This is a genomic window from Kamptonema sp. UHCC 0994, from assembly GCF_029167235.1.
GTDB lineage: Bacteria > Cyanobacteriota > Cyanobacteriia > Cyanobacteriales > Microcoleaceae > Kamptonema.
In genome coordinates, this window is the sequence record NZ_JARFTR010000051.1 from 16916 (window position 1) to 29804 (window position 12889).

The 12889-nt window shown below is 42.4% G+C and carries 9 protein-coding genes; 5 read left to right on the top strand and 4 right to left on the bottom strand.

All coding sequences use genetic code 11. The features are described from left to right. Positions 1-19: 19 nt before the first annotated feature. Entirely contained in the window at positions 20-1135 is a 1116-nt protein-coding gene (locus PY364_RS05360) for an HlyD family efflux transporter periplasmic adaptor subunit (RefSeq protein ID WP_275521135.1), read from the bottom strand. 160 nt (positions 1136-1295) lie between these two features. Here PY364_RS05360 and PY364_RS05365 point away from each other — a divergent pair, with 160 nt between their 5' ends. The 3 genes from PY364_RS05365 to PY364_RS05375 all read left to right on the top strand — a co-directional run bounded on the left by PY364_RS05365 (position 1296) and on the right by PY364_RS05375 (position 4386). Then, positions 1296-1520 carry a hypothetical protein gene (locus PY364_RS05365; RefSeq protein ID WP_275521136.1) on the top strand — a complete coding sequence of 75 codons (225 nt, stop codon included), beginning with the start codon at positions 1296-1298 and terminating at the stop codon, positions 1518-1520. Between the two features lie 148 nt (positions 1521-1668). Next, positions 1669-1872 carry a secretion protein HlyD gene (locus tag PY364_RS05370; RefSeq protein ID WP_275521138.1) on the top strand — a complete coding sequence of 68 codons (204 nt, stop codon included), beginning with the start codon at positions 1669-1671 and terminating at the stop codon, positions 1870-1872. Between the two features lie 303 nt (positions 1873-2175). After that, the gene (locus PY364_RS05375; protein WP_275521140.1) at positions 2176-4386 is read left to right on the top strand and encodes a peptidase domain-containing ABC transporter; all 2211 of its coding nucleotides are present in this window, start codon (positions 2176-2178) and stop codon (positions 4384-4386) included. Here PY364_RS05375 and PY364_RS05380 read toward each other — a convergent pair. The 3 genes from PY364_RS05380 to cimA form a co-directional block, all read right to left on the bottom strand. Continuing rightward, on the bottom strand, positions 4383-4550 hold the full coding sequence (locus PY364_RS05380; RefSeq protein ID WP_275521142.1) for a hypothetical protein: 168 nt from the start codon (positions 4548-4550) through the stop codon (positions 4383-4385). The two genes, PY364_RS05375 and PY364_RS05380, sit on opposite strands and share 4 nt — an antisense overlap. A gap of 1 nt (position 4551) precedes the next feature. Further along, on the bottom strand, positions 4552-8898 hold the full coding sequence (locus PY364_RS05385) for a PAS domain S-box protein (protein ID WP_275521144.1): 4347 nt from the start codon (positions 8896-8898) through the stop codon (positions 4552-4554). A 358-nt stretch (positions 8899-9256) separates the two neighbouring features. Beyond that, the gene (gene cimA / locus PY364_RS05390; RefSeq protein ID WP_275521146.1) at positions 9257-10894 is read right to left on the bottom strand and encodes a citramalate synthase; all 1638 of its coding nucleotides are present in this window, start codon (positions 10892-10894) and stop codon (positions 9257-9259) included. Positions 10895-11234: 340 nt separating this feature from the next. Here cimA and PY364_RS05395 point away from each other — a divergent pair, with 340 nt between their 5' ends. Together PY364_RS05395 and thiO are read left to right on the top strand one after the other, a co-directional pair. Beyond that, the gene (locus PY364_RS05395) at positions 11235-11573 is read left to right on the top strand and encodes a 2Fe-2S iron-sulfur cluster-binding protein (protein WP_275521148.1); all 339 of its coding nucleotides are present in this window, start codon (positions 11235-11237) and stop codon (positions 11571-11573) included. Positions 11574-11724: 151 nt separating this feature from the next. Next, positions 11725-12834: a glycine oxidase ThiO gene (thiO, locus tag PY364_RS05400; RefSeq protein ID WP_275521150.1), complete on the top strand. Its 1110-nt coding sequence runs from the start codon at positions 11725-11727 to the stop codon at positions 12832-12834. The last annotated feature ends 55 nt before the right edge of the window (positions 12835-12889 follow it).

Sequence of the window (12889 nt, forward strand, 5' to 3'; positions counted from 1 at the left end):
CGGTTGCTATAGTTCCGCCTTAAAAATCAGCGAGTAACCTCACTTTCCTCATTACAAATTTTAAAACTGTTTCTTGTGAAGCAATAATATCAGCTCTTCCTTCCATTCCTGACTGAATCGGATATTGATGTGCAGAATCAGCCTTTTGCGTCCCTAAAAAATAGCCACTGCTACCAGAACCCTGTCTAACTAAATAAGCTCTTTCTGGCTGAATGATAACTTCATAATAAGCTTCACCAATACTAGAATTTTGAGGTGCGATCGCATCCGGTGAAATCCCACTCACTATACCTTTCAAAGTGCCATAATCTGGATAAGGAAACGCAGAGATCCGAATTTGTACGGGTTGATTAAGTTTAACTTGACCAATATCTTGAGCCGCAACCCTAGCCTTAAGTACAAGCGGCACATCACTAGGAACAATCTGTGCGATCGCAGCGCCTAATTCCACCGTCTGCCCTGGATTTCGCAATTCCATTTTGAGAATTGTACCGTCTGTAGGTGCTTTAACTATGCTATTTTCCAGTTTAACTGTAATTTGTTCTAGTTCTTTGTTACCCTGAATAATTTGCTTCTGAATATCCGACCGCTTGACACTCAAAGTTCGCCAATCTCTAGCAAGTTGCTGGGCGATATCTGGTATAGATGTTGATAATCTTACAAGGGCAGATTCCACAGATTTTTCAATAATTACCTGAGTAGTATTTGGGGGTTGCTTTGATTGTAAAGTGGCAAAAATCTGATTTTCTAAATCATTAACTTGCTTATTTATTTGATTTAATTCCATCTGACATTGCTGGATATTATCTTGCAAGTGTTTTTTTTGACTGCTGAGGCGAGAACTGTCAATTTTCGCGATCGCATCTCCTGCCTTCACCATCTGATTCTCACTTACAGTAATACTTTCCACCATTCCTTCCGTTGCAGCCTGGACAATTCGCACCTCTCCTGCCGGACGAACAATAGCCGCCGCTCTTACAGTTGAGCTGTACTTCGTAACGCTAGCAAGTGCGATCGCAGCCCCAAAGGTTCCCACCAAAAACACCCCTCCCAAAGTCATCCAACGACTCAAAGGGGGTAAAAACTCATCGCTTTGTAAAGAATGAAGCGGTCTGGGTTGAGGAATGCGAGACATTTTAACCTATAGCCTACTTAATTTTGGCATATTTCTCCCAAGCTGTCCGGATACCAAGAATAGCTTTAGAAGTCTGGATCAGAATTCACAGGGTAGAGCCACAAATCCGCACAAATTCCTGATATTTTTCAGGATTCAGTCTACTTAAACGGAGTTAATCATGGAACAAACAAATAACCAAATGCTCTTCAGCGAACTCACCGACGAAGAAGCTCTCAGCGTCAATGGTGCCTCTCAGCGCCGTCGCCGTGCCGGCTACAATAGTCGCTATATCTATCAGTATCCCCGTCGCCGCCACTATCAGGAGGAATACTCCCGCCGTCACAACTACAGGCACAACCGAGGCACGATTACATTTAGTGCAGTCGTGCGGTATTACTACTAAGACTTACGCCAATATTGCTTGTCATTGCGAGTATACAGAAGCAATATCGTGAGGATTTTAATGCTTGGTTCGCAATGACATATTTTCGTAAAAATGCGTAAGTCCTAACTACTAATTTTTCAGACAATCAAACCAAAGGAAATAAATCATGCAAGAAGATCAAAATAACTCGCTGTTTACAGAACTGGCTGCTGAAGAATCTGCAACCATTAACGGTGCTTATGGCAACTGTCGATACTCTAATTCTGAGCGCCCTGCTTACAATAGGAATCCGAACCCGCACCAGCACTATATGTACTATCCCCGCCGGGAACGAGCCTATAGAACAATGGTAGTTATAAGATACCGTTAAAGTTCGAGATTGGCGGTATTGAAATTGTGAATCAGATCGAGCACCTGTAATTTTATAGGTGCTTTTTTCTGATTTGGTAATGGGTAATAGGTAATGGTTAGTGGTTAGTTGTTCGTCGTTACTGGAAATCGGTAAAACATATAGAACTTTACGCACGTTTCACGTAACGCCGCCCTCTGGGCGGTAAAGAAACCGCCCAGAGGGCGGCGTTACAGATACTTCTGCGAAGTCCTAACATAATTAAACAATTACCAATTAACAGTTAACTTTTACCAATTACCAATTACCAATTACCAATTACCAATGTTAGACCTGATTCCATTTTTCCAGGGTACGCCCTCCTATGGGCAAGTAAATCGTTTTATGAAATACCAAGTTGTTCTACAGCAAAGTGAAGAAGATTGTGGAGCAGCTTGTCTTGCTTCTATCGCTAAATATTACGGCATAATTTTTCCAATTAGCCGCCTACGAGAAGCCGTAGGAACTGGTCAACAAGGAACGACTTTACTAGGTCTAAAACAGGGAGCTGAAACTATTGGTTTTAATGCACGATCTGTACGAGCAGCACCTACTATTTTAGATCAGCTTGATGGAGCACCTTTACCAGCAATTATTCACTGGTATGGTACTCACTGGATAGTTTTGTATGGTAAACAGCGGAAAAAATATGCGATCGCCGATCCCGCAGTCGGCATCCGTTACATTTCTAAAGAAGAGTTAATAGAAGGTTGGACAGATTGGGTTTGCTTGCTCCTTGAACCAGATTCGAGTAGATTTTTTGTCCATAATTATGACCAGCAGTCGGTAAGTTCTCTACAACGGTGGCTAAGGCGAACTTGGACTTACCGCAAGATTTTAATTGAAGCATTGTTACTAAATATTGTCTTAGGTTTACTTTCCATTGCTTCACCTTTTCTGATTCAAATTCTTACTGATGATGTCCTTGTTCGCGGTGATACTCAACTGCTTGCTAGTGTAGCGATCGCAGTTGTAATTATGAACATTTTTAGTAGCAGTTTAGAATTAGTACAGTCAAATTTAATTGCCCACTTTTCCCAACGCCTAGAACTAGGATTAGTTATGGAATTTGGACGCAAGTTTCTACGGTTGCCTTTAAGTTTTTATGAAACCAGACGCAGCGGCGAAATCATTAGTCGATTAAACGATATCCAAGAAATTAATCAATTGGCTTCTGAAGTATTGGTGAGTTTACCTAGCCAATTTTTTATGGCTATAGTTTCCTTAGCTTTTATGCTTATATATAGCGTTCAGCTCACATTTTTTGCTGCAATCGTAGCAGTTTTAATGACATTATCAACTCTAGCTTTTCTCCCCATACTCAGACAAAAAACTCGTAGCTTATTGGTTTTAGAAGCTGAAACGCAAGGCGTGATGGTTGAAACTTTTAAAGGTGCTTTGACCCTGAAAACTACTAGCAGCACTCAACAATTTTGGGAAGAATTACAAAGCCGCTTTGGTCGTCTAGCAAATCTCACATTCCGTACTATGCAAATTGGGATTATCAATAATATTTTTTCGGGATTTGTCAGTAGTTCAGGTAGTATTGGATTGCTATGGTTAGGCAGCGGATTGGTGATTAATAAAGAATTGAGTATCGGTCAATTGTTAGCTTTTATCAGCATGAATCAAAATGTGACAACGTGGGTGAATACATTAGTAGGATTTGCTGATGAAATTACCCGCGCTCAGACTGCGACAAGTCGCTTAGCCGAAGTAATCGATGCTACGCCAGAAACTCAAGGTGATGCTGATAAACCTTTTGTAGAAATTGCCAACCGCCATAATATTGTTTGTAGTAGTATTAATTTTCATTACCCTGGTAGAATTGACTTGTTAGAAGATTTCTCTGTTACTTTACCCGGTGGTCAAGCGATTGCTTTGATTGGCCCTTCTGGCTGTGGGAAAAGTACCTTAGCTAAAATTATTGCTGGCTTGTATCCCTTGCAATCTGGCAATATTAGAATCGGTATTTATAATTTGCAAGACCTTGCTCTTGATAGTCTTAGAAAGCAGGTAGTGTTAGTTCCTCAAGAAGCACATTTTTGGAGTAGGTCTATTTTAGAAAATTTCCGTTTGGGAAATCCAGATGTTCCCTTTGAAGAGATTGTTAAAGCTTGCAAAATTGCTGGTGCTGATGAATTTATTAGCAAATTACCTGAGAAATATCAAACTATTTTGGGAGAATTTGGCGCTAATATTTCTGGAGGTCAGCGGCAAAGATTAGCGATCGCACGCGCTATTGTCAACAACCCGCCAATTTTGATTTTAGATGAATCTACTGCTGGGCTAGATCCAGCTACGGAAACTCAAGTGCTGGAACAGTTATTGCTACACCGCTGGGGGAAAACTACGATTTTGATTAGCCACAGGCCGAGAGTAATTAATCGAGCTGATTGGATTGTGATGTTAGATCGAGGTCACTTGAAGCTGGAAGGATCGGTGGAGAAGTTGCGATCGCTACCCGGCGAACATTTAGATTTTTTAAATCCTTAACCACCTCCACCAGGCTTTTCAATTTCATTCAATAACTTGCGAACACTTTCGTTATCATCTTGCTTAAAGAGCCGATGTTGTACCAAATTGAATTGGTAGGGCGTGACATCGCCATTTAGAACTGCGATCGCAGTCTTAGCAGCCTCATAGCCAATCTTATACAATTTACAAGTGAAAATCTAAATTTGAAAGAGCTTCCTTCACTCTTTCATATTCAGATTCAATTTGTGACACTATCTCCTGCATTTCTAGAGATGCACTGGCGTTATTGGCTTGAGCAGCATCGCCAGCCCTAGATTCCAAAGCTTTGCAAAGTTCTGATAGGTTTTTTGCACCAAAGTTGCTACTCGTAGACTTGAGAGTATGAGCAGTCCGTTGCAGAGCGCTCGTATCAGAATGGGATGCAGCTTCCCGCAAAGCTTGTAATTGTTTAGGAGTATCTACTAAATAGCTGTCAATCACATCATTTAAAAATTCTAAATCATCTTGGTTATCAATTGGAAATAGTGACTGTAAAAGTTTACGATCGATCGCCTCTGATGTTAAATTTGCAGCAGTTTGAGCAGAAAAGCTACCAAGAGATTGAGACTGAGATAAAGCTTGTATCAGTTCTGTAAATTGAATAGGTTTAGTGATATAATCATCCATCCCAGCTTCCAAACATTTTTCGCGATCGCCCTGCATGGCATTCGCTGTCATCGCAATAATTCGAGGTCGCCGTTGAATTGGCCAATGCTGATTAATGTAGCGAGCAGTTTCCAAACCATCCATCTCTGGCATCTGCACATCCATCAACACGGTATCATACGTTTTGCGTTGCAACGCTTCCAGCGCTTCTAAACCATTGTTCGCCACATCAGCGCGGTAGCCTAATCGTTCTAGAATTCGCAGTGCGACTTTTTGATTTACCAGATTGTCCTCTGCTAGTAAAATCCTCAGCGTAGAAGGCGTTGGATTTAAAGTTAACGAAAGTGTGCGATCGCTCTCTCGGACTCGACTTTGCCCCGTTAAAACACTCAGTAACACCTCATAAAGTTGAGAAGGTTTAATCGGTTTAGTCAAGCAAACAGCATTACCACTTCCCACCATACAATTAATGGAGGTTAATAACACAATTGGCATCCGCCCGATCCGATCGGATTTCTGAATTTCCGAGGCCAAAGTCAGGCCGTCCATCTGAGGCATTTGCACGTCCAGAATTGCCAAGTCATACAGTTCTGAATGGGTCAAATAATCAAGGGCCTGAACACCACTGGCCGCTTCTTGGGAAATCATTCCCCATTTCTGAGTTTGCAACCGCAAAATCTGCCGATTAGTAGCATTGTCATCTACAATCAGCACCCGCTTACCACTTAGCTGCGGTTGTACGCCACTCAGGTACAGCCGCCGCTGACTAGGGGCCTCGGATGCTTTGATCGTGAAATGGAACGTGGAACCTTGGGGAGATGGGGGGAGATGGGGAGCGGGGGAGATGGAAGACGGAAATCTCTCCTGTGCCCCCCTGCCCCTGTGCTCCTGTGCTCCTTCCACGTTGCCACTTTCGACCCACATTGTCCCACCCATAATTTCGCACAAGCGTTTGCTGATCGCTAGTCCTAAACCAGTACCGCCGTATTGTCTGGTGGTAGAAGCATCTACTTGAGAAAAGGAGTGAAAGAGCCTGTTCATTCTTTCCGCAGGAATGCCAATTCCAGTGTCTTTGACGGCGAAGTGAATAATGCTCCCCATCTCCCCATCTCCCCCATTTCTAGCGGTGACAGAAACTACTACCTCGCCTTCTGCTGTGAATTTGACGGCGTTGCTGAGCAAATTAACTAGGATTTGCCGCAGTCGGCTGATGTCTCCGATGATTGTGCTGGGAGCGTAGCCGTCAATGATGTAGGCTAGGTCTAAGCCTTTTTCGGCGGCTTTGGGAGCAAGTAAATCTAGGGATGACTCAATGCAGTCGCGGAGATCGAAGGGTTGCTCTTCTAATTCCAGCTTACCGGCTTCAATTTTAGAGAAGTCCAGAATGTCGTTAATCAGCGCCAGTAGCGCGTCGCCGCTGGTGCGTACTGTTTCGACAAAATCGCGCTGTTCGGGGGTTAGTGGGGTGTCTAGTAGTAAGCTGGTCATGCCGATGACGGCGTTCATGGGGGTACGGATTTCGTGGCTCATATTGGCTAAGAATTCGCTCTTAGCGCGAGTTGCGGATTCGGCGGAATCTCTGGCTTCTTGGAGGGAGGCGATTAATTCGCTGCGGTGTTGTTCGGCTTGTTTGCGATCGGTAATGTCAGTGGCGGAACCTACCATTCGTAGTGGGTTTCCGGCTTCATCCCAGGTAGCGCGGCCTCGGTGTAAAATCCACTTATAATTACCGTTTTTGCACTGTATGCGATGTTCTGTGATGTAAAAGGGTGTTTTTTTTGCAAAGTGGTTGGCGATCGCGCTCCGAACTGCATCAATATCATCAGGATGGACGCGGTTTGACCATTCATTTAAGTTGTTAGCGATCGCACCGTCTGGATCTTCTAATATCTCATTCCAGCGCGGGGAGTAAAATACTTCACCAGTTTTTATATCCCAATCCCAAATACCATCATTACTACCTTTGAGCGCTAATTGCCAGCGTTCTTCGCTTGCTTGTAAAGCAGCTTCGGCTTGTTTGCGATCGCTAATATCTTCAATGACGGCCATATTGTATTGTGGCGTACCATCAGACGATCGCAATAATGAAACAGTTAGATTCGCCCAGACACAACTACCATCTTTACGAATGTAGCGCTTTTCCATCGAAAAATATGGAATTTCACCTGCGATCAACTGTCGCATATAATCATTGTCAATATTGAGGTCTTCTGGGTGGGTAATTTCCAGATAAGTCTTAGTAATCATTTCTTCGTGGGTGTAACCCAAAATATCGCAATACTTTTGATTAACCAGCAGCATTTCACCGTCTAAACCTCCATGAGCAATGCCAACTGCTGCCTGTTCAAAGGTAACGCGAAATTGTTGTTCGCGTTCGTATAGAGCTACTTTGGCATAGTGGCGATCGGTAATATCATCGGCAACTCCGACAATGCGGTAGACTTCTCCCAAGGAATTTTTAATCGGAAAAGCGCGATCGTGAATCCAGCGCACTGACCCATCCCGCCTGATAATCCGGTATTCTCGATCGTATTCACCGCGAATTTGTTTTTCTATTGCGGTGATGGCGCGATCGCGATCTTCTGGATGAATGAAGTCAAAAAACAATTGCGGATTTTCATAGACTTCTAAACAACTAATTCCCCAAATTTGCTCGAAAGCGGGACTAATATAGAGGAACTGATTTTTCTGGGGATCGGTCATCCAAAAGACTTGATCGATAGTTTCTGCCATTTGGCGAAACCGCTCTCTTTCTTCAGCAATGACATCCTGAATTTGTTTACTATCAGTAATATCCCGCGCGATCGCATAAATCAACCCTTCTTCACTAAAAGGCGCAGAGTTCCACGAAAGCCACTTGTACGAACCATCTTTACAACGGTAACGGTTTTCAAAGCGTGCATTCACAATCCCATTCATTAATTTTTCTACTTCTGCAAGAGTGCTAGTTCTATCTTCAGGGTGAACTAATTCAATAAAAGGCGTTTTTAGTAATTCTTCTATACTGTATCCCAGAGTTTTTTCAAAAGCTGAATTCACTCGTTTCAAATAACCATCTGTTCCAGCGATGCAAAGTAAATCAATATCGATAGTAAAAAAGCGATCCCGTTCTAACTCTGCTTGCTTTCGCTCTGTAATATTACGGATAATGATTAAAACTTCGGCTTCATTAGTAGCCAAAATCCTTGCCTCAAAGTTACGTTTATTACTATTAATTATCAGCTCATATTCAAACCCCTGTTCCTGATTTGTCGCAATTGCTTGTTGTATTGATGCCATTGCTATAGTAGCTATTGCCGATGGTAATACTGCCTCAACCTTCTTGCCAATTAACTCTTGTCTCGGCAACAGCAAATCTTCATCTTTTCCTGACTTGACATCTAAATAAGTACCATCGGCACTAACCCTAAATATTAAATCTGGGAGTGCATTTAAAATTAAGAAATTGTGTTCTTCACTTTTTCTCTGTGTCTCTTTAGCAGTTAAATAATCTTCAGATACTAAAAGTTTCAGCAAATTTGACTGTTCGATCGTACCTACCAAAAAACCTGCGTCATTTAGTATTGGCAAATAGTGAATTTGATGGCTAGCCATCAAATTGAGTACAGTAGAAATATCTAGTAATTCAGATTCTTTAATAGTCACTATAACGGAAGTAATTGCACTTGCCAGAGTAGATTCTACCAAGCCAGCCGCCGCTATCCGTACTGCATCCCTTTCCGTGAAGATTCCTAGTAATTTCCAATCCTCTGCTACTGCTTCTACCACTAAAACATAACTAGCTTGAGTTTGAGCCATCAGAGCGATGGCTGTTTGAGTCAGCGTGGAAGCCGACGCAGTTAAGGGATGGCGATCGATAGCCTGAATTGCAGAATAAGTTAACATGATAGACCTTAGCCAAAGGAACAAGAAACAAGGAACAAGGAGAAATTCTCTTGCTCTCCTCTTCTACTCTTCTTTGAACGTAAATTTAGGAAAAATTGCACCCCTTTGGTGTACTTGAAAATCAAAAATCAAAAATCAAAAATAAACACTTGTGATGCTATTTTTAATTTTTAATTTAACATTACCAATTGTAGATGACAGTAAAAATGGTAATCCCTGATTATAGGATTTTTCAGTTAGATAAATACATATCCTGCTAATTGCTAATTCCTAATTGAATAATAATTGAGAAGTCAGGAATCAGAATAGAGAGAAGAGACATAAATCTCCAACTCCCCATCCTCCCCCATCTCTCCGATCATGTCGTATGACAAGCGATCGCCTGACTATCCAACAGCAAACCGTACTCCAAACCCTCAACTACAGCCAGATAGGAAGCATCAAGGATATTTGTAGACACACCTACAGTCATCCAGCGAGTTTGGCCATTGCTAGACTCTACTAAAACACGGGTTTTAGCAGAAGTACCTGCACCGCCATCAATAATCCGGACTTTATAATCTGCGAGGTGAAATTGTGCGATCGCAGGGTAAAAATTCGTCAGCGCCTTACGCAAAGCTGCATCCAAAGCCGAAACCGGGCCATTTCCCTCAGCCGCCGCCAAAATATCTTCACCTTTAACACCAACTTTAACCGTAGCCAAGGAATTGACAACATCTCCCACCCCCTTATCGCAGTGAACTTGAAAACCTTTAATTTCAAATAAGTGAGGCCGCTTTCCCAAAGCTTGGCGCATTAGCAACTCAAAAGAAGCCTCAGCACTTTCAAACTGATAACCCTGATTTTCTAACTCTTTCAAACGGTCTAAAATCTGGCGACAAGCGGGATTTTTGCGGTCAAGTTCAATCCCAAAACTGCGAGCTTTAGCTAAAACATTGCTTAAACCCGCCTGATCGGAAATCACAATCCGTCGCAAATTACCTACTTGTTCTGGCTGAATATGTTCATAAGTTAAAGGATTGCGTTCAACAGCAGAAACATGAATTCCTCCTTTATGTGCGAAGGCAGAAAGACCTACAAAAGGCGCGTGATCGTCAGGAGCAAGATTGACAATTTCACTAATCCAACGGCTAGCTTGAGTTAGTTTTTTCAGTTGCTCATTTTGAATACAAGAATAACCCATTTTTAGCTGAAAATTAGGAATTAACGAGCAGAGATTAGCATTCCCGCAGCGTTCCCCATAACCATTAATAGTTCCCTGCACCATCCGCGCTCCCGACCTCACAGCAGCTAAAGCATTAGCAACAGCAACTCCTGAGTCATTGTGAGTGTGAATTCCTAGTTGGATTTTGCCTTGATGAAAATCTTCTTCAATCCCTAGTTCCGGGAAAGCCTTGACAACATTCTCCACAACAGAGCTAACTTCATCGGGTAAAGTACCGCCATTGGTATCGCATAGTACAAGCCATTCTGCACCAGCCAAAGCCGCTGCCCGCAAAGTTTTGAGGGCATAATTAGGATTATGTTTATAGCCATCAAACCAGTGTTCGGCATCGTAAATAACGCGACGACCTTGAGAGCGAAGGAACTCAATAGAGTCCTGAATCATCGCTAAATTTTCTTCTAAAGTAGTTTTGAGACCTTCAGTAACATGAAGATCCCAAGATTTCCCAAAAATCGTTATCCAGCGCGTACCTGCGGACAGAATTGGCTGGAATAATTCATCTTCAGAAGCCTTTGTTCCGGGTCTTCTAGTTGAGCAAAATGCCACAACTTCTGCTTGAGTTAGTGGTTGTTCTTTCAGCCGCCAGAAAAATTGTACGTCTTTAGGATTTGCCCCCGGCCATCCGCCTTCAATGAAGGGAATTCCTAAAGCGTCTAACTGATGGGCAATTCGCAGTTTATCTTCCAGAGAAAGGGATAAGCCTTCTCGCTGAGCCCCGTCTCGCAGAGTAGTATCGTATATCCACAGTTTGTTAGAAGTATTTTGTGTCATTGGGTAGTTGTTAGTTGTTAGTTGTTGGTTGTTAACTGTTAACTGTTAACTGTTAACTGTTAGTTGTTGGTTGTTAGTTGTTGACTGTTAGTTGTTAACTCACGTCAGAAACCGGGTTTCTTCGTATATCTCTAGTTTCTAAATCTCAATTGTTCATAGAAACCCGGTTTCTTTTGATCAGTCCTAATGCCATTCGCGATTAGCAATTAGCCATTAGCAATTAGCCATTAGCCATTAGCCATTAGCCATTCGCGATTAGCCATTCGCGATTAGCCATATTTTAAATAACTGTAACAAAATGTAGGAAAATTAACATATAGGTCTATCTTGGTGAATCTGTATGGTAACAGTACGAGCTCAAGGGAAAACAATAGAGTGCGATCGCGGAGCTAATCTGCGTCAGGTGTTACTGAAAAATGACATCGCCGTCTACAATGGCAAGGCTGCGATCGTCAACTGTCACGGACTCGGTACCTGCGGTACTTGCGCCGTTGAGGTAGAGGGAGAAGTTTCCGAACCCTCTTGGCGCGAAAAAGCCCGACTCTCACTCCCTCCTCATTCTCCCACGTCTAATCGCCGCTTATCTTGCCAAACTCAAGTTTTAGGTGACATTAACGTGACAAAATATGACGGCTTATGGGGCCAAGGTTCTGACACCGTGTGGACAGCCCAAGGATAGACTTAATATCTTAGGGATCGAGCGAGATGTACGGCTCAGCAAACAAGGGAGCACCTAACCTCATATCCCCTTCCCTGACAGGGAAGGGGAGAAATACTCTAGCCTTTTTCGAGTAAAATTACACAGATTATTATAGCTTTTTGAGGAAATTTTGGGCGAAATACTTACTAACATTCTAATTATTGGTGGTGGCATAATCGGCCTATCAATAGCAATAGAATTGAAATTGCGAGGGGTTCATGTCACTGTTCTCAGCCGCGAATTCCACCAAGCAGCTACAAATGCTGCTGCTGGAATGCTAGCACCGCAAGCTGAAAATATCCCCCCAAGTCCTATGCTAAATTTGTGTCTCCAAAGTCGGACATTATACCCAGGCTGGATTAACAAATTAGAAACAATTACTGGGTTAACAACTGGATACTGGCCTTGTGGAATTTTATCACCAATTTATGAACAGCAGGAAGTAAATTACAACCAACAGTTAACAGTTAACAGTCAATGGTTAGACAAAGATGCTATCCATCAACACCAACCGGGATTAAGCGATGAAATAATTGGTGGCTGGTGGTATCCTAATGATGCTCAAGTCGATAACCGCGCTTTATTTCAGACACTCCAGATAGCAGCAAAGAAATTAAAAATTGACATTGCCGAAGAAAGTGTAGAAGAAATAATTCGGAGTGGAAGTAAAGTTTTAGGAGTGAAAACATCCAGCGGAGACTTACAAGCCAATCATTACATTTTAGCAACAGGTGCGTGGTCAAATCAGTTATTACCTATATCTGTTTATCCGAAAAAAGGACAGATGCTTTCAGTATGTATCCCGCCAGAAAATATTGCTATCACTCAGCGGCTTCAGATGGTTTTATTTGGTAATGAAAGTTACATCGTTCCGCGTAAAAATGGTCAAATTGTGATTGGAGCAACTAGCGAAAATGTAGAATTTACTCCTGGTAATACACCTTGGGGAATGCAAGCATTACTAACCAGAGCTATCCGGCTTTATCCTGAATTACAAAACTATCCAATTCAAGAGTTTTGGTGGGGGTTTCGCCCTGCAACACCTGATGAATTGCCGATTTTAGGCTCTAGTGCTTGGGATAATCTAACATTAGCAACTGGTCATTATCGCAACGGTATATTATTGGCTCCGGTAACTGCTATAATGATTGCAGATTTGATAGAGCAGCAAAAATCAGATCCGCTACTCAGTCATTTTCACTATTCACGATTTGCTGACAGTGGTGCGCCTCATCATTAAATAGGGCTAAAGCTAATATTACTTGTAACGCCGCCCTCTGGGCGGTTTCTTGACC